This window comes from Nocardioides luti, from assembly GCF_014212315.1.
Classification (GTDB): domain Bacteria; phylum Actinomycetota; class Actinomycetes; order Propionibacteriales; family Nocardioidaceae; genus Nocardioides; species Nocardioides luti.
On sequence record NZ_JACKXE010000001.1, the window covers coordinates 2,887,758 to 2,913,403 of the forward strand.

Here is a 25,646-nt window from a genome sequence, read left to right on the forward strand (position 1 = left end):
CCGGCGCTCAGGCCGGCGGCGTCAGCAGCGCGCGGACCTTCTCGGCCCCGAGCGCCACGAACAGCGTGGGCAGCCGGGGGCCCCGGTCGGCGTCGACGAGCAGGTTGTAGAGCAGCCGGAAGAAGTCCTTCTGGTCGGCCTTGACCTGGTCCGTGGGGGCGTCGTCGACGCCGAGCCCGCGGGCCAGCTTCGGCACGCCGTAGACCAGCGTCGTGATCTCGTCGAGGTCGAGCACGTCGGGCATCCGGTCGAGCAGCTGGGCGAGCCAGAGCTCCTCGTCCTCGGACAGGGCCGCGAGCCGGGCCGTGTCCGGGGACTCGCGCACCGTGGTGCGGTCCTCGGCGGGGACGAACTCGGCCGTCCAGGTCATCGCCTTGCCCAGGCGCGGCTGCAGGTCGTCGACCGAGTCGTGCGCGTGGCCGACGTTCCCGACGGTGCGCGAGATCAGGTCGGCGGAGCCGGCCGTCACGTCCGCCACCGACGACAGCACCCGGAACGGCACGACCACGGCCGGCGTCGGCAGCGTGCCCGCCGCGGCGGTCGCGGTGGCGCGCTCGAACGCGAGCGTCTGCGCGTCGTGGCGCGCGGGGTCGGCGGCCTTGCGGCCGAGCGCGTCCCACTCGTCGTAGAGGCGCACGACCTCGGGCCCGAAGTCCACGTTGAAGGCCTGCTTGGGCTGGCGACGGACGTAGAGCCACCGCAGGATCGGTGCCTCGAGCACCTTGAGCGCGTCCTCGGCGGTGGGCACGCCACCCTTGGAGGACGACATCTTGGCCATCCCGGCGACGCCCACGAAGGAGTAGCCGACGAACGACGGCGCGCGGCCGCCGTACACGTCCTTCACGAGCTCCTTGCCGACGGTGTACGACGACCCCGGCGACGCGTGGTCCACGCCGCCCGGCTCGAAGTCGACGCCCTCGACCTGCCAGCGCATCGGCCAGTCGACCTTCCAGACGAGCTTGCCCTCGCTCTGGGTGCGCAGGTTCGTGACGCCGGAGAAGGCGCAGACCTGGCAGGTGTAGGCGAGGTCGGTCGTGTCGTCGTCGTACGACGTCACGGTGGTCGTGTCGCGCCCGCAGTCGCGGCAGTAGGGCTTGTAGGGGAACCGCGCCCACGCACTGCCGCCGGCCGCGTCGGGGGCGGGCTCGTCGTCGAGCGCGACGGAGTCCTCGAGCGCGGCGGCCTCCTCCTCGGTCTCGGCGACCGGGGCGGCCTTGGTGCGGTAGCGCGCCAGCACCCGCTCGATGTCGTCACGCCGCTCGACGGCCGTGAGGATCTGGTCGCGGTAGCTCCCGGCGCGGTAGGCCTCGGTCTGCGAGACCTCCTCCATCTCCACGCCCATCTCGGTGAGGGCGGCGCGCAGGGGGGCCTTGAAGTGCTCGGACCAGGACTCGTGGCAGTCCCACGGGTCGGGGACGGCGGAGAGCGGACGGCCGATGTGCTCGTTCCACGACTCGTCGACCCCGGCGGGCACCTTGCGGAAGCGGTCGTAGTCGTCCCAGCTGTGCAGGTGGCGCACCGCGAGGCCGCGGCGCCGGATCTCCTCGGCCACGAAGTGCACGGTGAGGAACTCGCGCAGGTTGCCGAGGTGGATCGGGCCGGACGGGCTCGCGCCGGACGCGCAGGTGATGAGCGTCGCGTCGGGGCCGGCGTGCCGGATCGCGTCGTCGGCGGCCCGGGTGACCCAGTCGGTGGGGACCTGCTGCCGGGAGGCCCGGTCGCCTCGTGCCATGACGTCGCTGCTCCTGCTCGGGCCTCGGGGACGGGGGAATGACGAGAGCGTGAGGTTACCGGAGCGGGTGGCGCGGGTGAGAACCGCGGAGGTGCCCCGAAATGGAGGAAGGGCGCCGGAGTCGTCCCCTGTGGCGATTCCGGCGCCCTGTCCCGCGTCACCGTCGGCGACCGCATCCCCCGATGTGGGTCGCTGCCGGCGTGCGCCATCCCCGAGAGGGGTGGCGCGCCCGTAGGACGCAGGGAAATCATGGCATTGACCTCTACGTGCCATATGGCTCTGACGGGCCGCTGTCACTAACCTGCCACCATGGCCCGTCAAGCCCCCTCCAGCATGATGACCGCGCTCGGCTTCCCGGCCTCGGTCGACCGCACCTACCAACGGGTGCTGGCGCAGTCCGGGCGCGAGGTCCTGTGGGTCGCCTCGGCGATGCTGAGCAGCCCCGAGCAGCTGATGGTCGAGCTGCGCCCGCTGCTGGAGGTCGGCATCGTCCGCGTCCAGGACTCGCGGGTGTTCGTCGACCCGCCGGCCGAGGCCCTGGCCCGGATGGTGGCCCGGACCGCGGACGCCTCGGCGCGGGCCGGCCAGGAGCTCGCGGGGCTGGCCGCGGCGATCCCGTTCCTCAGCGTCTCGAGCGCGCGCCCGGGGCCCGGCGAGGTCCACGACATCCAGCCGCTGGACGGCGAGATCAGCTCCGGCGGCCAGCCGGTGGGGCTGATCGCGGCGCTGATCGCGCAGAGCAAGGGCGACATCCTCTGGCTGCGACCGGACGCGTGGCGGATCCCGCGCGAGGACGCGATGCGCCAGGTCGTCGCCGACGCGATCGCGTCGGGCCGCCGCTCGCGGGCGATCTACCCCGTGCAGGCGCTGCACGAGGCCAAGGCCACCCTCGTGGCCCGCGCCCAGGTCGGCGAGCAGATCCGGGTGCTGCCCGAGCTGCCGACGCGGATGTTCATCCTGGGCTCCACGCACGCCGTGCTGCCCGAGCCGCTGGGCTTCGTCGACGAGCCGCGCTCGCTGGTGCGCCAGCGCGGGCTGGTCGAGGCGCTGACCCTGCTCTTCGAGCTGATGTGGGAGCGCGCCTCCACGGTCCCCGAGCTCGACCTCGGCGAGGCGCGGCCGGACCTGCGCCGGCTGCTCCTGCTCCAGCTGGCCGACGGCGCCAAGGACGAGCAGATCGCCCGGACGCTCGGGATCAGCCTGCGCACCGTGCGCCGCCGGATCGCCGACCTGCTCATCGAGCTCGGCGTCGACTCCCGCTTCCAGGCGGGCGTCGAGGCGGTACGCCGGGGCTGGCTCTGACCGGCCGACTCAGTCCGCGGGGACCTGGTCGGGCCGCGGCAGCACCATGGAGTACGCCGCCGGCTCGAGGTGCCAGGTGCGCTGGCGCTCCGGGCCGTCGATCTCGCCGTCCGCGCTGACCCAGAACGGGCCGCCGGAGACCGACACGGTGCGCCCGCGGAGGTAGGTCGCCTCGTCGGCGAGGTGGTGCTTCTTGAAGCCCAGCCGGACGGCGTACACCAGGCGCTGGGCGGGCCGGACCGCGCGCGAGATCATCACGTCGACCTGGCCGTCCTCGGGCGTGGCCTCCGGGGTCAGCTCGGCGCCGCCGCCGACCGAGGAGCCGTTGCCGACCGCGACCATGAGGATCGGCTGGTCCAGGTCGTTGACGACCGTGCCGTCGACCTCGACGCGGAGCCGGATGATGGGCGGGTTCCAGGCCGTCAGGGCCGCCCCGATGGGGTAGCCGAGCTTGCCGAGGTTGACCTTGCCGACCCCGACCGAGCCGAGCCGGGACTTCCAGCGGGCGCCGCGACGGCTGGCGTTCGCGCCGGCGCCGACGTGGACGCTGTTCACGACGACCTCGCCGACCTCGTCGAGGATCAGGTCCATCGGGCGGACCTCGCCCTCGAGGATGACCCGTGCGGCCTCCTCGATGTCCAGGGGGATCCCGGTGCCGCGGGCGAAGTCGTTGCCGGTGCCGAGCGGCAGCAGGCCGACCACCGAGCCCTGGAGGTCGTTGCGGCGGTGCAGCGCGGCGATGACGGCGTGCAGGCTGCCGTCGCCGCCCGCGACGATGATCCGGCGGGAGCCGGCGCGGTGCAGCACGCCGTCGAGCTCACCCGGGTTCGAGGTCGCCTGGACCTCCACGGAGGTGGCCGCCCGGAGGATGGCCAGCGCCTTGTCGAGGGTCTCCTCGTCCGACGTGCCGGCGTCGCTGTTGGTGATGACGAGGAGGGGTTCCATGGGGCGGACCCTATCCCGCGGCGGGGGGAGCCCGACGGGCGCTTTGGTAACCTCTGCCCGCAAGAGCCCCGGTGCGCTGTTGCTGTGACCAGACCGGGGCTCTCGCGCGTCCTGTCCTTCACCGGACCGTCGAGCTGCAAGGGGTGCACATGCCCGCGATCGTGATCCTCGGGGCCCAGTGGGGCGATGAGGGCAAGGGCAAGGCCACCGACCTGCTCGCCCAGCAGCACGGTGAGGACTCCATCGACTTCGTGGTCCGTACCAGCGGCGGCCACAATGCCGGCCACACCATCGTCGTCAACGGCGAGAAGTTCGCGACCCACCTGCTGCCGAGCGGCATCCTGACCAAGGGCGCCACCTCGGTGATCGCCAACGGCGTCGTCGTCTCGCCCGAGGCGCTCTTCCGCGAGCTCGACTCGCTCATCGCGCGGGGCGTTGAGGTGGCAGACCTCAAGGTCAGCGCCAACGCGCACGTCATCGCGTCGTACCACTCGACGATCGACAAGGTCACCGAGCGCTTCCTCGGCAAGAACCAGATCGGCACGACCGGCCGCGGGATCGGGCCGGCGTACGCCGACAAGATCAACCGGGTGGGCGTCCGGATCGCCGACCTCTTCGACGAGGGCATCCTGCGCCAGAAGGTCGAGGCGGCCCTCGACGTCCGCAACCACCTGCTCGCCAAGGTCTACAACCGCCGCGCGATCGAGGTCGACGCGGTCGTCGAGGAGCTGCTGGCGTACGTCGAGCGGCTGCGCCCGATGGTCTGCGACACCTCGCTGCTGCTGAACAACGCGCTCGACGAGGGCAAGACAGTGCTCTTCGAGGGTGCGCAGGCGACGATGCTGGACGTCGACCACGGCACGTATCCCTTCGTGACGTCGAGCAACCCCGTGGCCGGTGGCGTGTGCGTCGGCTCCGGCGTCGGACCGACCCGCATCGACCGGGTGATCGGCGTCATCAAGGCCTACACGACCCGGGTCGGGTCCGGCCCGTTCCCCACGGAGCTCTTCGACGAGGACGGCGAGAAGCTGCAGCGCCTCGGTGGCGAGATCGGGGTCTCGACCGGCCGCACCCGTCGCTGCGGCTGGTACGACGCCGTCGTCGCCCGCTACGCCACCCGCGTCAACGGCCTCACCGACCTGTTCCTCACCAAGCTCGACATCCTCGACAACTGGGACCGGATCCCCGTCTGCGTCGGCTACGAGATCGACGGCGTGCGCCACGACGAGATGCCGATGACGCAGACCGAGTTCCACCACGCGAAGCCGGTCTACGAGTACTTCGACGGCTGGGGCACCGACATCTCGTCCTGCCGCTCCTTCGACGACCTGCCGCGGAACGCCCAGGTCTACGTCCAGGCGCTCGAGGAGATGTCGGGCACCCGGATCTGGGGCGTCGGCGTCGGTCCGGGCCGCGAGCAGACGATCGTCGTCCACGAGGACTGAGGTCGGGTCCGACTCACCCGAAGGGGTGTCCTGCAGCGTCCCCGGCCGCTAGCGTGCGCGCATGCTGAGTCCCGAGCAGGCCGTCGACCGCATCCGTGCCGCCTTCGGCCCTCCGCCGGGCTACCGCACCCTGCACGCCAAGGGCGCGTTCTACACCGGCACCTTCACCGCGAGCCCGGAGGCGACCGCGCTCTCCCGTGCCGGCCACCTCACCGGTGAGCCCGTCCCGGTCACGGTGCGCTGGTCGAACGCCGGCGGCAACCCGCGCGTGCCGGATCCGAAGCCGGACATCCGGGGGATGGCGGTCTCGTTCCGCCTCGCCGACGGCACGGCCACCGACCTGCTGGGCCAGACCTCCCCGCGCTTCCCCACGGACGACCCCGAGGAGTTCGTGGCGCTGACCGAGGCCTCGGTGCGACCGCTGACCGTGCCGCTCTTCCTGGCGCGGCACCCGAGGATGGCCGCATCGGTCCTCGGCGGGTTCAAGGCGCTCGCGCCGCCGGTCAGCTTCGCGGAGGCGACGTTCTACCCCATCCACGCCTACGGCTGGGTCGACGGCGCCGGCACCCGGACCTGGGTGCGCTACCGCTTCGTGCCCGTCGCCACGCCCGCCGACCGCCTGCCGCAGACCTTCAGCGGCCCGGACCGGCTGCGCGAGGAGATCGCCGCCCGCCTCGCCCGCGGCCCCGTCGAGCACGACGTCGTCGTCCAGGTCGCGGGGCCCGGCCACGACCCGCACAGCGCGACCTCGGTCTGGAAGGGCGCCAAGGAGCTGGTGGCCGGCCGGATCTCGGTCACCGAGACCGTGCCGGACCCGGAGCTGGACGGCGCCGTCATCGTCTTCGACCCCACCCGGGTCGTCGACGGGCTCGAGCTGTCCGACGACCCGATCCTGCGCTACCGCGCCGGCGCCTACTCCGAGTCCGTGTCCCGCCGGACGCAGTCGCACGGCGGCTGAGGGGCCGAGTCGGCGCGTCTGCAGATCCTGGAGGGGTCGAGTCGGCGCATCTGCACACGGGACCGCGCCCCCTGGGCGGCGGACGCACCACGCCGACGGGGTCGGGCGCCGATAGGCTCGCGCACCGTGACGACTCCTCCGCAGACCAACCGCACGGTGCTCGTGATCGGCACCGGTGGCCGCGAGCACGCGCTGGCCCGGGCGCTCGCGCTGGACCCGAGCGTCGGTGCGGTGCACGTCGCCCCCGGCAACCCCGGCACCGCGACGGTCGCCCGCAACCACCCGGTCGACCCGATGGACGGCGCCTCGGTCGCCGACCTCGCCGTCGAGCTCGGCGCCGACCTGGTCGTGGTCGGCCCCGAGGCCCCGCTGGTCGCCGGGGTCGCGGACGCCGTCACCGCCCGCGGCATCGCCTGCTTCGGACCGTCGGGTGCGGCCGCCCGGCTCGAGGGCTCCAAGGCGTTCGCCAAGGACGTCATGGCCGCGGCCGGCGTCCCCACCGCCCGCGCCTTCGTCTGCACCACGCCCGAGGAGGCCGCCGCCGCGCTGGACGAGCTCGGGGCGCCGTACGTCGTGAAGGACGACGGCCTCGCCGCCGGCAAGGGCGTCGTGGTGACCGAGGACCGGCAGGCCGCGCTGGACCACGCCGCCGGGTGCGAGCAGGTGCTGATCGAGGAGTACCTCGACGGCCCCGAGGTCTCCCTCTTCGCCCTCTGCAGCTGGAACGAGACCACCGGCGCCACGGTCTACCCGCTGCAGCCGGCCCAGGACTTCAAGCGGATCCACGACGGCGACGAGGGCCCCAACACGGGCGGGATGGGCGCCTACACGCCGCTGACCTGGGCGCCCGAGGGGCTCGTCGACGAGGTGCTCGAGACCGTCCTCCAGCCGACGGTGGACGAGATGGCCAGGCGGGGCACGCCCTTCGCCGGCCTGCTGTACGCCGGCCTCGCGCTCACCTCGCGCGGCACCCGCGTCGTGGAGTTCAACGCGCGCTTCGGCGACCCCGAGACCCAGCCGCTGCTGGCGCTCCTGGACTCGCCCCTTGCCGACCTCCTGGTCGGCGCGGCCACCGGCACCCTGGCAGACGTCGCGCCGCCCGCGTGGAAGCCCGGTGCGGCGGTCGCGGTCGTGCTGGCCAGCCGCGGCTACCCCGAGTCGTCGTCCTCCGGCGAGGTGATCGGCGGGATCGCCGAGGCCGAGACCGTCGAGGGCGTGCACGTGATCCAGGCCGGCACGGCGCCCTCCGGCGACGACGTGGTCACCGCCGGTGGCCGGGTGCTCGCGGTCGTCGGCCTCGGCGAGGACGTCGCCGCGGCCCGCGCGACGGCGTACGCCGGGGTCGGGCTGGTCGAGTTCGAGGGCGTGCAGTTCCGCACGGACATCGCCGCGGGGCGCTGAGCCACCGCCGCGGCACCGGTCGGGAGGTCGTCCGGCCCGTGGGAGAATGCGGCACGTGACCGTGCCCAACGTCCTCGCCACCCGCTACGCGGGAGCCGACCTCGCCCAGATCTGGTCCCCGGAGCACAAGATCGTGCGCGAGCGCCAGCTCTGGATCGCCGTCCTCAAGGCCCAGCGCGACCTCGGGATCGACGTCCCGGACGGTGTCGTCGAGGCGTACGAAGCCGTCGTGGCGCTGGGGGAGAAGGGCGTCGACCTCGACTCGATCGCTCGCCGCGAGCGGATCACCCGCCACGACGTGAAGGCCCGGATCGAGGAGTTCAGCGACCTCGCCGGCCACGAGCACATCCACAAGGGCATGACGTCGCGGGACCTGACCGAGAACGTCGAGCAGCTCCAGGTCCGCCAGTCCCTCGCGCTGCTGCGCGACCGGGCCGTCGCGGCCCTGGTGCGCCTGGCCCGGCTCGCCTCCGAGCACGAGACCACGGTGATGGCCGGTCGCTCGCACAACGTGGCCGCCCAGGCGACCACCCTCGGCAAGCGCTTCGCCTCCGTCGCCGACGAGATGCTGATCTCGCTCGAGCGCGTCGAGGACCTGCTGGCGCGCTACCCGCTCCGCGGCATCAAGGGCCCGATGGGCACCTCCCAGGACATGCTCGACCTCCTCGACGGTGACGAGGCGAAGCTCGACGACCTCGAGCAGCGCGTCGCGGCCCATCTCGGCTTCGAGCGGGTGCTGACCAGCGTCGGGCAGGTCTACCCGCGCTCGCTCGACTTCGACGTCCTCTCGGCGCTCGTGCAGCTGGTCGCCGGCCCGTCCAACCTCGCGACCACCGTGCGGCTGATGGCCGGCAACGAGATCGTCACCGAGGGCTTCAAGGAGGGCCAGGTCGGCTCCTCCGCGATGCCCCACAAGATGAACACCCGCTCCTGCGAGCGGGTCAACGGCCTCGCGGTCGTGCTGCGCGGCTACCTCTCCATGGTCGGCGAGCTCGCCGGCGACCAGTGGAACGAGGGCGACGTCTCCTGCTCCGTCGTACGACGCGTGGCGTTGCCCGACGCGTTCTTCGCCGCCGACGGGCTCTTCCAGACCTTCCTCACCGTGCTCGACGAGTTCGGGGCGTTCCCGGCGGTGATCCAGCGCGAGCTGGACCGCTACCTCCCGTTCCTCGCGACCACCAAGGTGCTCATGGCCGCCGTCCGCAACGGCGTCGGCCGCGAGGCCGCCCACGAGGCGATCAAGGAGGCCGCGGTGGGCACCGCCCTCGCGATGCGCCAGGGCCAGGCCGAGAACGACGTCTTCGCCAAGCTCGCGGCCGACGAGCGGCTCGGGCTCACGACCGCGCAGCTCGAGTCGCTGGTCGCCGAGCCGATCACCTTCACGGGAGCGGCCGTCGCCCAGGTCCAGGCCGTCGTACGCCGGGTGGCCGACGTGGCCGCGCGCCACCCCGAGGCTGCGGCGTACTCGCCCGGCGCGATCCTCTAGCCCGTCGCGGCCAGCACCCGCGCCTGTCGCCAGGCCCGGACCGCCATCGCCAGCGCGGCGACGATGATCGCCGCCCCCGTCAGGAGGGCGATGCGGAGGGCCGCACCGTCGCTCGTCGTCCCCACGCTGACCTGGTAGACCGTGACGAGCACCGCGGCGCCGATCGAGGAGCCGATCCGCTGGCCGGTCTGCAGCGCGCCGCCGGCGGCCCCGCCCATCCGCGGCGGCACCTCGGCGAGGGTGAGCGTGATGTTGGGGGAGACGACCGCGCCGCCGCCGAGCCCGGTGAGCAGCAGCGTCGGCAGCAGCCAGGGCCACAGCGGGTCCCGACCGGGAGCCAGCAGCGCGACCAGCACCATCCCGAGCAGCATCACGCTCAGCGCCGCCACGGTCAGGCCGCGCCCCACGTCGGTGACGAACCGCCCGGCGACCGGTGCGGCCACCGCGGAGCCCACCGCGAAGGGCATCAGCAGCAGGCCGGTCTGCAGCGGCGTGAGCCCCTGGCCCTCCTGCAGGTAGATCGAGATCACCAGCAGCAGCCCGGTGTAGCCGGTGAAGTACAACGTGCCGACCAGCAGCCCGTTGAGGTAGCCCGGCAGCCGGCGCAGCAGCCCGAGGTCCAGCAGCGGCGGGTGGCCGCGCTCCGCCGTACGCCGCTCCCAGCGCACGAAGCCCCACGCGAAGAGCGGGACGCCCGCCAGCAGCACCAACGGCCAGCGCGCGCCGCCCTCGACGCGGACCACCGGGTAGAGCAGGCAGAGCACCGTGGCCCCGAGCAGCAGCGCGCCCGGCACGTCGATCCGGTTGTCGGCGGGCTCCGTGGGCCGCGGGCGCTTCGGCACCAGCCGCAGCACGGCCACGGCCGCGACGAGGCCGATGGGGACGTTGATCAGGAAGAGCCAGCGCCAGCCGTTCTCCTCGCCGGCGGCGGCGATGATGAGGCCACCCAGCACCGGCCCCAGCGCGGACGCCGAGGACACGGTGAAGCCGAAGACCCCGAAGGCCCGGCCGCGCTCGGCGCCACGGAACAGCTGCTGGATGAGGCCGGAGTTCTGCGGCGTCAGCAGCCCGGCGGTGGCGCCCTGCGCCAGGCGGGCGAGCACGACGAGCTCGGCGTTCGGCGCGAGCCCCACCGCGGCGCTGGACACGGTGAAGCCGGCCAGGCCGATGAGCATGAGCAGCCGCCGCCCGTGCGCGTCCCCGAGCCGGCCACCGGCGACGAGCGTGAGGCCGAACGCCAGCGCGTAGCCCGACACGACCCACTGGATGGTGCCGGCCGAGGTGTGCAGGCCCGACTGCATGGACGGGATCGCGACGTTGACGATCGAGACGTCCAGCAGCGACATGAAGCCGACGACCAGCGAGACCCCGAGGATCCGCCAGCGGTGCGGGTGGGGTTCGTACGCCGGTTCCTCGGGAGCGGCACCGCGCTGCGTGCCGGTGCTCGTCTCCTCGCTCACCCCACCACCCTCCCGGGCCGCTCCAAGCCGACGCGACGCCCATGCGACGCCGACGCCACGCGGGCGCGACCCCGGCGACCCCGGGCCGGGTGCACGGCCGGCGCGACCACGTCTGATGATGGCGTCATGACCACCGCCGTCGACGTCCGCGTGACCGGACGGGTCCAGGGCGTGTCCTTCCGGATGGCCACCCAGCAGGAGGCCGCGCAGCTCGGCGTCGCGGGCTGGGTCAGCAACGAGCCCGACGGGTCGGTGGCCGGTCACTTCGAGGGCCCGCAGGAGGCGGTCGACGCGCTGGTCGCCTGGTGCGGCGAGGGTCCGGCGTACGCCTCCGTCGACGGCGTCGCCGTGCACCCGTCCGCGGTGGGCGGCCACACGGCGTTCGAGGTCCGCTGACGCGCGGCTCGCCGCTGCCGATTGTCGACTGGTCCACTCGACTAGACTGGGGCCATGCCCGTCCAGACCCTGCCGCCCGTGCCGACCTCCGACGGCGCCGAGGTCGTCGTGCTCGCCCCGGGTGACGGGCCGGGCAACTGGGCCGGGGCGGCCAGCGCCGTCCTCGTCGACGGGACCTACTGGCTCACCTACCGCGTCCGCCGCCCGCTCACCGAGGGGCGCGGGGTCACGGTCGTCGTGGCGCGCTCGAGCGACGGGCTGGCCTTCACGCAGGTGGCCGAGGTGCACCGCGACTCGTTCGGCTGCGAGTCCTTCGAGCGGCCGGTGCTCGTGCCGGTCCCGGACCTCGGCTGGCGCCTCTACCTCTCCTGCGCGACCTACGACTCCAAGCACTGGTGGGTCGACAGCCTGACCGCGCCGACGCCCGAGGAGCTGCCGGCCGGCCACCGCCAGGTCGTGCTGACCGGTGACGAGCGCACCGCGGTCAAGGACCCGGTCGTGACGCACGGCCCCGACGGCTGGGAGATGTGGCTGTGCTGCCACCCGCTCACCGAGCCCGGCCACGAGGACCGGATGACCAGCCGCCGGCTGACCAGCGACGACGGGCTCGCGTGGACCGACCGGGGCGAGGTGCTCGCCGGCCGCCCCGGTGCCTGGGACGCGCGCGGTGCCCGGGTGACCGCGATCGTCGGGTCCGACCCGGTGACCGCGCTGTACGACGGCCGCGCCGACGCCGCCTCGAACTGGCACGAGACCACCGGGCTGGCCCGGTGGGACGGCGAGCGCCTGGTGCCGGTCGACGAGGTCGGCCCGGTCGCGTCACCGCACTCGGACGGCGCTTGGCGCTACGCCGCCGCGGTCCCGCTGCCCGACGGCCGCACCCGCTTCTACGTCGAGGCCGCGCGCCCCGACGGTGCGCACGACCTGGTCACCGTCGTCCGCTGACACTGACGACGGCGCTGCCGTTGCGCGCCGCTGGTGGCGGCGGGTGTCAGGCGGACGCGCGCTGGCGGAACGACCCGCGGCTGGCGGTCGAGGTCCAGTCGTCGAACTGCTCGCCGGTGACCTCGCCCAGCCGGGCGATGTCGTCGGTGAACGACGGCAGCAGCCGCGCGCGCTGCTCGGCGCTCAGCAGCGGCCGGTGCGCCTCGGTCGGCCCGCTGAGCCGCGCGACGAGCGGGACGCTCGCCCGCCGCCAGACCTGCGGCGGGGCGTAGGCGCCGAGCCGGGCGCCGGCCCGGACGACCGGGCCGAGCACCTGCGGACGCCAGCCGGGCTCGACGAAGCTGCGGGCGTTGTCGTGCGGCACCCGGGAGACCTGCCCCTCGCGGATGCCGAGGAAGCGGCAGGCCCGGTCCACGGTCGCGCACGGGTCGTCGACGATGTCGCGGTAGCGGACGACCAGCACCCGCTCGCGGTCGACGTAGCGGAACAGGTGCTCCAGCTGCTCGCCGTACCGTCCGAGGTCGCGGTAGCGCCAGAACGGCGCCCAGCCGTCCGCGACCCGGCGGTCCTGGCGGGCGAACGCCTCCTCGAAGTCGCCGACCGGCTCGAGGCCGTCGGACCACAGGTGCATCCAGTTGCTGTAGGCGCGGTCGATCGGGTCGCGCACGACGGCGATGAGGCGGACGTCGGGGAGCCCCTCGGCGATCCGCCGGTGGGCGCCGCGGCTCCAGAGGTAGAACGGCGTGCTCTCGCCGCGGACCTGGTCCTCACGCGCGGGGGTGAAGAGCCGCTCGTAGTCGCCGCGCCGCCAGATCCACTCCTGCTGCGAGTGGGCGTCACCCGGGCCGACCCAGGCGGGCGGGGGAGCGTCGTCGCAGAGCCAGTACTTCGGCTCCTTCGGGTTCGACACGAAGACGTCCGGGTGCTGCGCGAGCGCCGAGTGCAGGGCGGTCGTGCCGGCCTTCGGGGCGCCGACGAGCAGGAAGTCGGGGTGCGGTGCTCGGGTCACGCTGCTGTCTCCCGGGTCGGTGGCGTCGAACTCGTGTAAGTGAGTCTAGATACCGAACCAAGGCGGGGCGAGGAAAATCTCGCGCCGTCTGCAGATGCGCCGACTCGGCACCTCCTGCGTCTGCGGACGCGTCGACTCGTCAGATCCGGGCGTGCCCGCCCCAGTTGGCGAGCTTGGTCGCGACGGTGTGAAGGTCGGACCGCCAGACGTCTTCGGGGCCGGGCGGCAGGATCTCGTCCCACTCCACGGCGTACGACCCGAGGATGTTGGCCAGCCGGTCGGTGCGCGCGAAGAACCACAGGTGGAAGTGCTCGGAGCCGTCGCCCCAGCGGTCGACGTGGACGCGGCCGATGTTCGGCAGGTTCTCCATGATCCGGACCAACCGCGTGGAGATCCGGCCGAGCTGCGAGGCGAGCTCGTCGTCGAGGTCCGGCATGTCGAGGTGCTCGCGGGTGTTGAGGTTGAGCACGAACGGCATGCCCGAGGGCCCGCCGTGGTGGGTCAGGACCCAGTGCTCGTCCTCCCAGACGACGCGGTCCGCGGGGAAGCCCTTCGCGCAGGGACCGCACGGCTTGTCCTCGGACTCGCCCCAGCGCGGCGGCTCGTCGCGGGGCGCGGGCAGGACGCGGGGGACGACAACTCCGTCCACCGCCTCCCACGGGAAGACGTCCCACTCCCCGAGGTCGGGCATCGGCAGCCGCCCGTCCTCCCCGACAGCAGCGACGACCCTGGCGTAGACCTCTTCGGCAGACTCCGGCATGGGGTCACTGTGCCATCCGGGACCACGCCGCGGAGCGACCCCGTGACGTCGGTCTCCTTCCGCCTGCACGGATTTGCCGGGCACCCGCGGGCTCCCGGACCATCGGGGCATGAGCGCCCCCGTGACCGTCTCCATCACCCGTCACCTCGACCCCGGTCGTGAGGACGAGATGGTGAGCTGGATCCAGGCGGGCATCGCGCTGGCCGAGCGGTTCCCGGGCTTCCTGGGCGCCGGTTGGGTCCGTCCCGAGCGCGAGTCGGAGACCTGGCACATGCTCTACCGCTTCGCCGACCACGACTCCCTCGACGCCTGGGAGTCCTCGCACCAGCGGCAGTGGTGGCGCGACTCGTCGGGCGGCCTGGGCGTGGTCGAGTCCCGGGTGGAGCGCCGCACCGGCATCGAGGGCTGGTTCGACGACCCGACCAACCGCGACGTGCGCGACCTGCGGATCGCGCCGGCGGCCCCGCCCCGCTACAAGCAGGCGACCGTGATCTGGCTGGCCTTCTTCCCGCTGAGCCTCCTGGTCGCGTGGATCTTCTCCCACCTCGCCCCGGACCTGCCGCTCGTCGAGAGGTCGCTGGTGAGCACGCTGCTGATGACCCCGGTGATGACCTACGTCGTGCTGCCGCGCATGACCAAGGCGCTGGGCTGGTGGCTCCAGGGGCAGCCGGCGCCCTGGCGACGCACCCCCGCCTGACGCCTGGTCCGGACGGGCCACCCCTGCCTGATCACTTCGAGCCATATCGCGACGACGACCGTCCGATGCGGACCGAGCGCTGCCAGAGTCGTGGGGTCGTGCCGTGGCGCCGTCGGCGCCGGTTCCGGAGGAAGCCATGTCTGAGCGTGCCGCCCGTCGTCCCCACCTCGCCGCCGGCGTGGCCCTGCTGCTCACCGCAGCCGGCACCACCGCGGTGCTCTCGGCCCCGGCCGCCCAGGCGAGCGGAGTCTCCCGGCACGGCGTGTCCGCGGGCAACCTGCACACGGTGCTCGCGGTCGACGGCGACCGGGTCGCCGTCGCCGCGCTGAAGAAGGCCGGCGCGAGCCGCTCCGTGGACTACGGCGCCACCTCCCTGTGGACGGTGCCGGCGAAGAAGCTGACCGAGGTCAACCGCGTCCCGGGCGTCACCGGCCCGGACGAGCTGGCCCGGATCGACCTGCGCGGCGTCACCCTCGACACCACGGCCGCCGTCCCCGCGCCCGACACGCTCGCCGCGACGGCGACCTCCGGGCGCCAGCTGCGACTGGTGCAGTTCGCCGGACCGGTCCGGCCGGCCTGGGTGAAGGACCTCACCGCCGCGGGCGCGCAGATCGTGAGCTACCTGCCGGCCAACGCCTACGTCGTGTACGCCGACGGCGCGGCCGCCGCCCGCCTCGACGCCCTCGTGGGCGACGACCCCGTGGTGCAGTACAGCGGCCCGTTCGACCCGTCCTACCGGCTCGACCCGGTCCTCCGGGACCGCGTGGAGAAGGGCCAGACGAAGGGCGGCGTCGACGTCACCGTCCAGGTCGTCGACGGGCCGGACGCCGCGGCCACGCTGGCGAAGGTCACCGCGGGCCGCACCGTGCTGTCCCCGCCGTACACCCTGCTCGGCCTGCGCACCGTCTCCGTGCGGATGGACGCGGCCGACCTCGCCGCCACCGCGTCCCTCCCGGCCGTGCTCGACGTCGAGGGGTACGCCGCCCCGGAGATGAACGACGAGGTGCAGGACCAGCTGCTGGCCGGCAACATCACCACCACGTCGGGCGGTGCGACCGTCCCGAGCGGCCCGGGCTACCTCGACTGGCTCCAGGCCAAGGGCTTCCCGACCACCCCGTCGTCCTACCCCCAGGTCACGGTGGTCGACGACGGCATCGACAACGGGACCGCCACGCCCCTGCACCCGGACTTCTACCAGTTCGGCAGCACGGCGCAGCCGGACCGGCTGACGGTGAACGGCAACTGCACGACCGACGCCAGCGCGGACAGCGGGGCCGGTCACGGCAACCTGAACGCCGGCATCGTGGGTGGCTACAACGACACCGCGGGCGCGAGCACCGAGGACGCGAACGGCTACCAGTACGGCCTGGGCGTCTCGCCGTACGGCCGGGTGGCTGGGCTGAAGATCTTCACCAACGGGGGCAGCTACAGCGTCAGCGGGTGCGGCAACACCGACCAGGGCGTGGTGCAGGCGGCCTACGCCGCCGGCGCCGACATGACCACCAACTCGTGGGGGGCGAACGTCGCCGGGGCCTACGACGCCTCCTCGCAGGCCTACGACGCGCTCACCCGGGACGCGTCCGGCAGCACCGCCGGCCTGCAGCAGATGCTGCACATCTTCTCCGCGGGCAACTCCGGGTCCGGAGCCAAGACCATCGGCTCGCCCGGCACCGCCAAGAACGTGCTGACCGTCGGCGCCACCGAGAACGTCCGTGAGGACGGCACCCTCGACGGGTGCAGCTTCGGACCCGCCAACAACGACTCCGACATCGCGTCGTTCTCGTCCCGAGGGCCGACCGCCGACGGACGGTCGAAGCCGGACGTGGTCGCGGCCGGCACCCACGTGGAGGGTCCTGCCTCGCAGGCCGCGGGCTACGACGGCAGCGGCGTCTGCGGGGACTCGACCGGCAAGTACCACCCGGTCGGCAACACGCTCTACACCTGGTCGAGCGGCACGAGCCACTCCACGCCCGGCGTCGCCGGTGCGGTGTCACTGATCCAGAACTACTACGGCCGGGTCCTCGCGCCCGGCCAGACCGCGAGCCCCGCGATGCTGCGGGCCCTGGTCGTCAACATCCCGCGCTACCTGTCCGGCGGGGTGGGCACCGGCGACACCCTGCCGAGCCCGAACCAGGGCTGGGGCGTGCCGAACCTCGGCACCCTCTTCGACCCCGCCACCAAGCGGGTCGACTTCGACCAGCAGACGCTGTTCACCGCGAGTGGCCAGAGCTTCGCGCGGTCCGGCAGCGTCGCCGACACGGGCAAGCCGGTGCGCGTGACGCTGGCGTTCACCGACGCCCCCGGCGCCACGACCGGGGCGAGCTACGTCAACAACCTCGACCTCGAGGTGACCGCCGGCGGCACGACCTACCGCGGCAACGTGTTCGCCAACGGCCTCTCGACCTCGGGGGGCGCCGCGGACGCCAAGAACAACGTCGAGAACGTCTGGCTGCCCGCCGGCACCACGGGTCCGGTCACCGTCAGGGTGATCGCGACGAACATCGCCGGTGACGCGGTCCCCGGCAACGGCTCGGCGCTGGACCAGGACTTCGCGCTCACCGCGTCGAACCTCGACGTGCAGCCCACGCCCGTCGGCGCGGCCGCGGGCGTCACCGTCACCGACAGCCGCGACGCGAACAGCACCGTCGACCCCGGTGAGGACGTGACGGTCCAGGCCGCCATCACCAACGTCGGCGACGCCACCGCCCCCGCCGGCACGGGCACCCTGACGGTCCTCAGCGGACCGGCCACCATCGTGCAGGGCTCGTCGGACTTCCCCACGATCGCGGCCGGCTCCTCGCAGTCCAGCACGACGCCGTACCAGCTCAAGATCTCGCCCGCCGCCGCCTGCGGCGCCGTGGTGACCCTGCGGCACGCGTGGACCGCGGGCGGGCAGACCGTCACCGAGGACAAGACCGTCCGCGTCGGCGGTGACCTGTACGACGGAGCGTTCGCGTCCACCGCGTCCGGCGACGTCCCGAAGGCGATCCCCGACAACAACGCGACCGGGGTGTCCTCGACGATCGCGCTGGCCGGGACCGACCCGGTCGCCGCGGTGCGGGTGCACATGAGCGTGACCCACACCTGGGACGGTGACGTCACGGCGAAGCTCACCTCGCCCGCGGGCACGGTGGTCACCCTGGTGGCCAAGCGTGGTGGCTCCGGCGACAACTTCAACGCGACGACCTTCGACGACACCGCGACGACCCCGGTCTCGTCCGGCACGCCGCCGTTCGCCGGCACCTACCGGCCCGAGACGCCGTTGTCGGCCCTGCGGGGCCAGGCCACCGCGGGCACCTGGACGCTCACCCTGACGGACTCGGCGGCGACCGACACGGGGACGCTCACCGGCTGGTCGCTCGACGTGGCTCCGCTGCTCACCCCGGCCTGCGCGCAGGCGACCGCCGTCGTCGACGCGGCAGCGGCTCCCGACGCCACCGAGGGGGCGGGCCAGCTCGACTTCCCGGTGACGCTGACCAACCGCGACGCCAGCACGTCGTACGCCGTCCAGGTGACCACCGCCGGCGGGACGGCGACCCCGGGTGCGGACTACGCGCCGGTCGACACGACGCTCACCTGGGCGCCGGGCGACGCGAACGTCAAGCACGTGCTGGTGACGCTCGTCGACGACCACCGGGTCGAGCCCGGCGAGACGGTCGGACTGCACCTCGCGTCCGCGCAGGCCGACCCAGGGCCGGACGTCTCCGGGACGATCGTCGACGACGACCACCCGACGACGATCGCCGTCGGGGACGCGACGACCGACACCGAGGACCACGTGGTCCGGTTCCCGGTCACGCTCACCGGGTCCTACGACTCCGACACCTACACCGTCCACGTCGCCACCAGCGACGGGACGGCGACGGCGCCGCAGGACTACGCCGCCGTCGACCGGACGCTGACCTTCGGTCCGGGCGACGCCCGCACGAAGTTCGTGGAGGTCACGGTCGTGGACGACGCCGTGGACGAGCCGGACGAGACGCTGGGCCTGACGATCAGCGACGCCGAGAGCTCGGCGACCGGGACGGTGGCAATCACCACGGCCCAGGCGTCCGGCACGATCGCCGACAACGACGCGACGCCGACGGTCTCCGTCGGGGACGCGTCGGTGGCCGAGGGTGCGGCCGGCGGGGGCGGGACGCTCAGCTTCCCCGTCACCCTGTCGGGCCCCCGGTCGGTGCCGGTGACCGTGGACTGGTCGGTGAGCGCGGGCAGCGCCACGGCCGGCTCGGACTTCACGGCCGCCAGCGGCACCGTGACGTTCGCGCCGGGCGACACCGCGGCGACGGTGACCGTCGCCGTCCTCGGTGACGCCCTGGACGAGGCGGACGAGACCGTGTCGCTCACGCTCGCGAACCCCTCGGGCGCCGACCCCGGCACGATGACCGGGACCGGCACGATCACCGACGACGACGCTGCCCCGACGGTGACGATCGGCAACGCGAAGAAGGTCGTCGAGGGCAAGAAGGGCACCCGGAAGATGGTCTTCACGGTGACGATGTCGGCCGTCAGCGGCCGGACGGTCAGCTTCACGTGGGCGACGAAGAGCGGCACCGCGAAGGCCGGCAAGGACTTCGTCGCCGGCTCCGGGACCGTGACGCTGGCGCCCGGCCAGCGGACCGCGACGATCGTGGTCAAGGTCAAGGGCGACCGGGTCAAGGAGAAGAAGCGCGAGAAGCTCTCGGTGGTCGGCTCGGCGCTCGCGAACGCGACCTGGGCCCGCAGCGCCGGGGTCGGGAAGATCATCGACGACGACTGAGGTGCTCCGCTCCCCGGCCACGCCGCCTCTCGCCCTCCCAGGCGTCACTAGAGTGGGCGGCGTGGCCGACCTCAACATCCCCGATGCCCCCACGATCGCCGGCGCGAGCCACCTGCACTCGGGCAAGGTCCGTGACCTCTACGAGCTGACCGAGGGGCCGTACGCCGGCCAGCTGCTCATGGTCGCCAGCGACCGGATCTCGGCCTACGACTTCGTGCTCGATACCCCGATCCCGGACAAGGGCGAGATCCTCACCCGGATGTCGCTGTGGTGGTTCGACCAGCTGGCCGACCTGGTGCCGCACCACGTGCTGTCGACCGACGTCCCCGACGCCGTCCGCGGCCGGGCGGTCGTGTGCGAGCGGCTGGCGATGTACCCCGTCGAGTGCGTCGCGCGCGGCTACCTCACCGGCTCCGGCCTGCGGGAGTACGCCGACACCGGCGAGGTCTGCGGGATCGCCCTGCCCGCCGGGCTGGTCGACGGGTCGCGGCTCCCGGAGCCGGTCTTCACGCCTGCGACCAAGGCCGAGCTGGGCGACCACGACGAGAACGTCGACTTCGCGGCCGTCGTCGCCGCGGTGGGGTCCGAGTCCGCCACCGAGCTGCGCGCGCTCACCCTGGCGGTCTACGCCCGGGCCGAGGGCATCGCCCGCGAGCGCGGCATCATCCTGGCCGACACGAAGCTCGAGTTCGGCGCCCGGCGCGACGGCACGACCGTGCTCGGCGACGAGGTGCTGACGCCGGACTCGTCGCGGTTCTGGCCGGCCGACCGGTGGGAGCCGGGCCGTGCCCAGCCGTCGTACGACAAGGACAACGTGCGCAACTGGCTGACCTCGCCGGCGTCCGGCTGGGACCGGACCTCGGGTGAGGCGCCGCCCGCGCTGCCCGCCGAGGTCGTCGAGCGCACCCGCGCGCGCTACGTGGAGGCCTACGAGCGGCTCTCCGGGCTGTCGTTCTGAGATGCGCGGGATGACGCCCTGATGGCGCGCAGCGTCCGCTTCGACGTGCCGGCCGAGGTCGCCTTCGCCTACCTGGTCGACCCGCACCACCGTGCCGAGTGGCAGTCGTCGCTGCGCCGCGTCGAGGACGTCCGTCCGGGCCTGCCCGCGGTGGGCCAGCGCTGGGTGGACGTGACCGTCCCCGGCCTCCGCCCGCAGATGGAGACCACCGTCCTCGAGGCCCCGCACCGGTGGACCGAGGTCGGGTCGTGGCACGGCATCGACGCCGAGCTGACCCTCGACTTCGTGCCCGACGGCGCCGGGTGCCGGGTCACGCCGACGTTCACGGTCACCGGCCGCGGGCCGGCCCGGCTCCCGGCGTACGTCGTGGACAAGGTGGCCGTGCTCGGCGTCTACCCCGACCTGCGCACCGCCGCCAAGATCCTCGCCGGACGGGACTGAGGCTCAGCCCCGGCCGCTGACCTCCTCGCGGGCGGCCCGGGTCGCGGCGCCGACCTCCTCGAGGACCTGGGCGACCAGTGCCAGCTCCTCGTCGGTGTGCCCGGCCAGGACCGGGGCGAGGTGCGCGGCCAGCCGGCCGAACATCGCGCCGCCGACCTCGAGGGCGTGGTCGGTGATCTCGACGACGACGGAGCGGCGGTCGGTCGGGTGCGGGGACCGGGTCACGTGGCCGAGCCGCTCCAGGCGGTCGAGCATGGCCGAGGTGGCGGGAGCGCTGAGCTGGAGCGCGGCGCTGAGCTGGCCGGGGGTGGGGTGCTCGCCCTGGAGGCCGCGGTCCATCACGAGGGCGAGCCCGCTCAGGTCGGTGCGGTGCATGGCCGCCTCCCGGCCCGCGGCGCCGACGTACAGCTCGGACTCGTTCGCGTAGGAGCGCAGGGCCCGCACCACGCGCACGGTCTCGGGGGAGCGGTCGTCCAAGTGCCCTCGTGTTGCCTCGCTCATGCGCGCAGTCTACTCTTTCGAGCGTGGAAATATTCAGCGGAGTGAACAAAAGGCGCGTCCCCCACCTCGTCGGCCGTCGGCTGAGCTGGGTCGTCGTCCTGGTGGCGATCCTCTTCTCCGGGGCGATGCTCGGAGTCGGCGTCGAGGCCGTGCAGGCGGACAACGCGACCTCGAACCTGCCGACGGACTCGGAGGCCGCCCGCGCCACGGCGCTGCAGGCCTCGCTCGGGACCTCGGAGTACACCCCCGCGATCGTCGTGATCGACCGCGACGGGGCCGCGCTGACGGACGCCGACCGTGCCGCCGTGGGGCGGGCGGTCGAGGCCCTCGCCCCGCTGGCCTCGGACGGCCAACGGGTCGTCCCGGTCTTCGCCGACGACGGCAAGGCAGCCTTCGTGGCGGTCCCGCTCTCCACGTCGATCTCCGAGGAGGACCTCGCCGGGCCGGTCGGGGACATCCGCTCGACCGCCGCGCAGGACCTGCCGGACGGGCTCCGGGCCCAGGTCACGGGCGGACCCGCCTTCGTGGTCGACCTGTCGAAGGTGTTCGACGGCGCCGACGTCCGGCTGCTCATCACGACCGCCGGCGTGGTGGCGCTCCTGCTGCTCGTGACCTACCGCAGCCCGTGGCTGTGGCTGGTGCCGCTCACCGTCGTGGGAGTCGCCGACCAGGTGGCCGCGAAGGGCCTCGCGATCGGCACGCACGTCTTCGGCTTCCCGACCGACGGTGCCGTCACCGGTATCACCTCGGTCCTGGTCTTCGGCGCCGGCACGAACTACGCCCTGCTCGTGATCGCGCGCTACCGCGAGGAGCTGCGCCGCCACGACGACCGCTACGAGGCGATGCGCATCGCCCTCGACAACGCGGCGCCGGCGATCCTGGCGAGCTCGGGGACCGTGGTGCTCGCACTGCTCTGCCTGGGGTTCGCCGACAACCCCTCGAGCCGCAGCATCGGCTTCGGGGGCGCCATCGGCATCGTGACCGCCGTCGTCTACGCCCTCGTCGTGCTGCCCGCCGCGATGACCGTCTTCGGACGTCGCCTGTTCTGGCCGTTCGTGCCGCGGGTCGGCCAGGCGGAGCCCACGCGGGACGGCTTCTGGTCGAAGGTCGCCGCGGTCGTCACCGCGCGCCCGGCGCGGGTCAGCCTCGTCGGGGTGGCGGTGCTCGCCGTCCTCGCGCTCCCGCTCGCCGGGGTCTCGACCGGGCTCTCGGACACCGAGCAGTTCCGCGACACCCCCGAGTCGGTGACCGGCCAGGAGGTGCTGGCCGAGCACTTCCCGGCCGGTGCGTCGCAACCCACCGTCGTGATCGCGACGGCCGACCGTGCCGACGCGGTGACCGAGGCGGTCGCGGCGACCGACGGCGTGCAGCGCATCCAGCCCGCGGGGAAGGGTGAGGGCCGTGCCGTGCTGTCGGTGGTGCTGGACGCCGGCCCCGGCACGCAGCAGGCCTTCGGCACGGTGACCGCCGTGCGTACGGCCGCGCACGCCGCGGACCCGACCTCGCTGGTCGGGGGCGCCGACGCGGACTCGCTCGACGCCAAGGCCGCCGCCGTGCACGACCAGCGGCTGGTCATCCCGCTGATCCTGGCGGTGGTGCTGGTCGTGCTGCTCCTCCTGCTGCGCTCGGTGGTGGCGGCGGTGCTGCTGGTGGCCACGGTGGTGGCGACCTTCGCGGCCAGCCTGGGCGCCAGCTGGTGGGCCTTCACGCACTGGTTCGGCTTCCCCGCGCTGGACCTCAGCGTCCCGCTGCTCAGCTTCCTGTTCCTGGTCGCGCTGGGCGTGGACTACAACATCTTCCTGACCACCCGGGCCAAGGAGGAGGCCGCGCAGCACGACACGAAGCAGGCCATCTCCACGGCCCTCGCGGTGACCGGCGGGGTGATCACCAGCGCCGGCGTACTGCTCGCCGCTGTCTTCACCGTGCTCGGCGTGCTGCCGCTGATCACGCTCACCCAGATCGGCGTGATCGTGGGCTTCGGGGTGCTGCTGGACACCCTCCTGGTCCGCAGCGTGCTGGTCCCGGCGCTGGTCTCCCTGCTCGGCCGGCGGTTCTGGTGGCCGGGTGCCCTGTCGCGATCTCATGACCGGTGAGTAGGTTGGCCGCACAGCGACCGTGATGGAGGCCACTCGTGTACAACCTGTCGACCCTGCTCGAGGACAGCGCACGTCAGCACCCCGACCGTGACGCGGTCGTCCTCGGTGACACCCGGCTCAGCTACGCGCGCGTCAACGCCGCGGCCAACCAGGTGGCGAACCTGCTGAAGGACCGCGGGATCCAGCCGGGCGACAAGGTGGCGCTGAGCTGCCCGAACCTGCCCTACTTCACGATCGTCTACTACGGCATCCTCAAGGCCGGTGCGACCGTCGTCCCGCTCAACGTGCTGCTCAAGGGCCGCGAGGTGGCCTACCACCTCGGCGACTCCGAGGCGAAGGCCTACTTCTGCTTCGAGGGGACCGCGGACCTCCCGATGGCCACCGAGGGGTACGCCGGATTCCAGGACGCCGACGGCTGCGAGCACTTCTTCGTCATCACCGCCGACCCGTCCGCGGACTCGCCCGTCGAGGGCACCGAGACGCTGGGCGCCGCGTCCGGGTCGCTGTCCCCGGAGTTCGACACCGTCGAGACCGACGAGGACGACACCGCGGTCATCCTCTACACCTCCGGCACCACCGGCCAGCCCAAGGGCGCGGAGCTGCGGCACCGCAACATGCGCGACAACGCGCTGACCGGCAAGGACCTCTTCGGGGCCGACCCGGAGAAGCCCGACACCTACCTGTGCGTGCTGCCGCTCTTCCACTCGTTCGGCCAGACCGTCATCCAGAACGGTGCCTTCGCCTTCGGCGGCACCGTCGTGATGCTGCCCCGCTTCGAGGCCAAGGCGGCCCTCGGGCTGATGGCCAAGGAGGAGGTCACCTTCTTCGCCGGCGTCCCGACGATGTACTGGGGCCTGCTCGGCGCCCTCGACGACTCCGTGGACGTCAAGAAGCTCGCCGCGAACCTCCGGGTCGCCGCGGCCGGCGGCTCCGCGCTCCCGGTCGAGGTGCACAAGGACTTCGAGAAGAAGTTCGGCGTGACCATCCTCGAGGGCTACGGGCTGTCCGAGACCTCCCCGGTGGCCAGCTTCTCGCCGTACGGCCAGGACGTCCGCGTCGGCTCGATCGGCGTGCCGATCCCCGGGGTCGAGATGAAGCTGCTCAAGGCCGACAGCTGGGACGAGATCGACGAGACCGGCGAGGACGCCGTCGGCGAGATCGCGATCAAGGGCCACAACATCATGAAGGGCTACTACAACCGCCCCGACGCCACCGACGAGTCGATCCAGGACGGGTGGTTCCGCTCCGGCGACCTCGGCCGCAAGGACGACGACGGCTGGTACTACATCGTCGACCGCTCCAAGGACATGATCATCCGCGGCGGCTTCAACGTGTACCCCCGCGAGATCGAGGAGGTGCTCCTCACCCACGAGGACGTCTCGCTCGCCGCGGTCATCGGCGTGCCCCACGAGAGCCACGGCGAGGAGATCAAGGCGTTCGTCATCCTGAACGACGGCGCCACGGTCACCCCCGAGGAGCTGGTCGCCTGGGGCAAGGAGCAGATGGCCAACTACAAGTACCCCCGCACCGTCGAGATCGTCCCGTCGCTGCCCATGACCGCGACCGGGAAGATCCTGAAGCGCGAGCTCAGCTGAGGGGCCGTCGGCTTCCCCGGATATCCGGGGAAGTTGGCGCTTTCCGGGTGTTGCAACACCCGGAAAGAGTGGGTTTCCCCCGAACAGTGGGGTCGATGTGACGGATGGGGCCGGGGCGTCAGCCGCGCCGGCCGGTGACCTCGCGCGGCCAACCGGGCACGTCGCCCGACCGGGGCAGGCCTGGCAGGCCCCCGCGGCCGCCTACGCGAACGGGTTCGGCAGCGCGCCGGGCAGCCCGGCCAGGGTCTCGCGGGCCTGGGCGGCGACCTTGTGCTCGACGAGCACCTCGTAGCGCGTCGCCACGACCTGCGTGACGGAGGAGAAGTCGCGCTGGCCGCGGGTGGCGGCGTACCCGACGAGCGCCCAGATCAGGCCGAACGCCGCGCCGACGACGACGGTCGACAGCACCGTCGTGAGCACGTTGCTGTCGGTGAAGAGCGCGAACAGCACCCCGATGAACAGCCCGAACCAGACCCCGGAGAGCGCGCCGCCGAGGGCGACCCGGCCGGTGGTGAGCCGCCCGGTGATGCGCTCGACGCGCTTGAGGTCGGTGCCGACGATCATCAGGTGCTCGACGGGGAACTTGTTGTCGGACAGGTAGTCCACGCTCTTCTGGGCGGACGCGTAGTCGGCGTACGTCGCCAGCGACTGCGGGAACTCCAGCTTCAGCGGGGACGCGGCGGGTGTTCCGGAGGACATGCTCATGTCACCAGTCTGCCCGAGGTCTCCTAGACTGGTGCCGCAGGAAGCAGCAAGCCAC

The 25,646-nt window shown here is 73.0% G+C and carries 20 protein-coding genes; 13 read left to right on the forward strand and 7 right to left on the reverse strand.

Translation table 11 applies throughout. The features are described 5' to 3' along the window. Positions 1-7 precede the first annotated feature (7 nt). Complete coding sequence (gene lysS / locus H5V45_RS13715; RefSeq protein ID WP_185253445.1) at positions 8-1,732, reverse strand: lysine--tRNA ligase; 1,725 nt, start codon at positions 1,730-1,732, stop codon at positions 8-10. 309 nt (positions 1,733-2,041) lie between these two features. Between lysS and H5V45_RS13720 the strand changes: the two genes are divergently transcribed. Further along, the gene (locus H5V45_RS13720; RefSeq protein WP_185253446.1) at positions 2,042-3,034 is read left to right on the forward strand and encodes a helix-turn-helix domain-containing protein; all 993 of its coding nucleotides are present in this window, start codon (positions 2,042-2,044) and stop codon (positions 3,032-3,034) included. 9 nt (positions 3,035-3,043) lie between these two features. On the opposite strand, the gene H5V45_RS13725 is transcribed toward H5V45_RS13720, so the two are convergent. After that, positions 3,044-3,979 (reverse strand): diacylglycerol/lipid kinase family protein, encoded by a 936-nt coding sequence (locus tag H5V45_RS13725; protein ID WP_185253447.1) that lies wholly within the window; start codon positions 3,977-3,979, stop codon positions 3,044-3,046. A 149-nt stretch (positions 3,980-4,128) separates the two neighbouring features. Between H5V45_RS13725 and H5V45_RS13730 the strand changes: the two genes are divergently transcribed. The 4 genes from H5V45_RS13730 (at position 4,129) to purB (ending at position 9,269) form a co-directional block, all read left to right on the forward strand. After that, positions 4,129-5,424: an adenylosuccinate synthase gene (locus H5V45_RS13730; protein ID WP_185253448.1), complete on the forward strand. Its 1,296-nt coding sequence runs from the start codon at positions 4,129-4,131 to the stop codon at positions 5,422-5,424. A 61-nt stretch (positions 5,425-5,485) separates the two neighbouring features. Further along, positions 5,486-6,382: a catalase family peroxidase gene (locus tag H5V45_RS13735; protein WP_185253449.1), complete on the forward strand. Its 897-nt coding sequence runs from the start codon at positions 5,486-5,488 to the stop codon at positions 6,380-6,382. 126 nt (positions 6,383-6,508) lie between these two features. After that, positions 6,509-7,783 carry a phosphoribosylamine--glycine ligase gene (gene purD / locus H5V45_RS13740; protein WP_343061556.1) on the forward strand — a complete coding sequence of 425 codons (1,275 nt, stop codon included), beginning with the start codon at positions 6,509-6,511 and terminating at the stop codon, positions 7,781-7,783. Between the two features lie 46 nt (positions 7,784-7,829). Beyond that, positions 7,830-9,269 (forward strand): adenylosuccinate lyase, encoded by a 1,440-nt coding sequence (purB, locus tag H5V45_RS13745; protein WP_185253450.1) that lies wholly within the window; start codon positions 7,830-7,832, stop codon positions 9,267-9,269. On the opposite strand, the gene H5V45_RS13750 is transcribed toward purB, so the two are convergent. Next, positions 9,266-10,729: an MFS transporter gene (locus H5V45_RS13750; RefSeq protein WP_343061557.1), complete on the reverse strand. Its 1,464-nt coding sequence runs from the start codon at positions 10,727-10,729 to the stop codon at positions 9,266-9,268. The genes purB and H5V45_RS13750 overlap by 4 nt on opposite strands. Positions 10,730-10,855: 126 nt before the next feature. Here H5V45_RS13750 and H5V45_RS13755 point away from each other — a divergent pair, with 126 nt between their 5' ends. Together H5V45_RS13755 and H5V45_RS13760 are read left to right on the forward strand one after the other, a co-directional pair. Then, entirely contained in the window at positions 10,856-11,125 is a 270-nt protein-coding gene (locus tag H5V45_RS13755) for an acylphosphatase (RefSeq protein ID WP_185253451.1), read from the forward strand. 54 nt (positions 11,126-11,179) lie between these two features. Further along, entirely contained in the window at positions 11,180-12,070 is an 891-nt protein-coding gene (locus H5V45_RS13760; protein ID WP_185253452.1) for a hypothetical protein, read from the forward strand. Between the two features lie 46 nt (positions 12,071-12,116). Here H5V45_RS13760 and H5V45_RS13765 read toward each other — a convergent pair whose 3' ends face one another. Then, on the reverse strand, positions 12,117-13,079 hold the full coding sequence (locus H5V45_RS13765) for a sulfotransferase family protein (protein WP_343061558.1): 963 nt from the start codon (positions 13,077-13,079) through the stop codon (positions 12,117-12,119). A gap of 139 nt (positions 13,080-13,218) precedes the next feature. Next, positions 13,219-13,839, reverse strand: coding sequence for a hypothetical protein (locus H5V45_RS13770; protein WP_185253453.1), 621 nt, complete (start codon positions 13,837-13,839; stop codon positions 13,219-13,221). 109 nt (positions 13,840-13,948) lie between these two features. Between H5V45_RS13770 and H5V45_RS13775 the strand changes: the two genes are divergently transcribed. The 4 genes from H5V45_RS13775 (at position 13,949) to H5V45_RS13790 (ending at position 20,694) form a co-directional block, all read left to right on the forward strand. Further along, on the forward strand, positions 13,949-14,536 hold the full coding sequence (locus H5V45_RS13775) for an antibiotic biosynthesis monooxygenase (protein ID WP_185253454.1): 588 nt from the start codon (positions 13,949-13,951) through the stop codon (positions 14,534-14,536). A 136-nt stretch (positions 14,537-14,672) separates the two neighbouring features. Beyond that, the gene (locus H5V45_RS13780) at positions 14,673-19,295 is read left to right on the forward strand and encodes a Calx-beta domain-containing protein (RefSeq protein ID WP_185253455.1); all 4,623 of its coding nucleotides are present in this window, start codon (positions 14,673-14,675) and stop codon (positions 19,293-19,295) included. A 61-nt stretch (positions 19,296-19,356) separates the two neighbouring features. Beyond that, entirely contained in the window at positions 19,357-20,253 is an 897-nt protein-coding gene (locus H5V45_RS13785) for a phosphoribosylaminoimidazolesuccinocarboxamide synthase (RefSeq protein WP_185253456.1), read from the forward strand. A 21-nt stretch (positions 20,254-20,274) separates the two neighbouring features. After that, the gene (locus H5V45_RS13790; RefSeq protein ID WP_185253457.1) at positions 20,275-20,694 is read left to right on the forward strand and encodes an SRPBCC family protein; all 420 of its coding nucleotides are present in this window, start codon (positions 20,275-20,277) and stop codon (positions 20,692-20,694) included. A gap of 3 nt (positions 20,695-20,697) precedes the next feature. Here the strand turns inward: H5V45_RS13790 and H5V45_RS13795 are convergent, their stop codons facing one another. After that, a complete protein-coding gene (locus H5V45_RS13795; protein ID WP_185253458.1) occupies positions 20,698-21,195 on the reverse strand; it encodes a MarR family winged helix-turn-helix transcriptional regulator in 498 nt (165 codons plus the stop codon). 41 nt (positions 21,196-21,236) lie between these two features. Here H5V45_RS13795 and H5V45_RS13800 point away from each other — a divergent pair, with 41 nt between their 5' ends. Together H5V45_RS13800 and H5V45_RS13805 are read left to right on the forward strand one after the other, a co-directional pair. Continuing rightward, entirely contained in the window at positions 21,237-23,288 is a 2,052-nt protein-coding gene (locus tag H5V45_RS13800; RefSeq protein ID WP_343061559.1) for an MMPL family transporter, read from the forward strand. A gap of 38 nt (positions 23,289-23,326) precedes the next feature. Continuing rightward, positions 23,327-24,886, forward strand: a complete 1,560-nt coding sequence (locus tag H5V45_RS13805; RefSeq protein WP_185253459.1) for an AMP-binding protein — start codon at positions 23,327-23,329, stop codon at positions 24,884-24,886. A gap of 201 nt (positions 24,887-25,087) precedes the next feature. Here H5V45_RS13805 and H5V45_RS13810 read toward each other — a convergent pair whose 3' ends face one another. Continuing rightward, positions 25,088-25,591, reverse strand: coding sequence for a YflT domain-containing protein (locus H5V45_RS13810; RefSeq protein ID WP_185253460.1), 504 nt, complete (start codon positions 25,589-25,591; stop codon positions 25,088-25,090). Between the last annotated feature and the right edge of the window lie 55 nt (positions 25,592-25,646).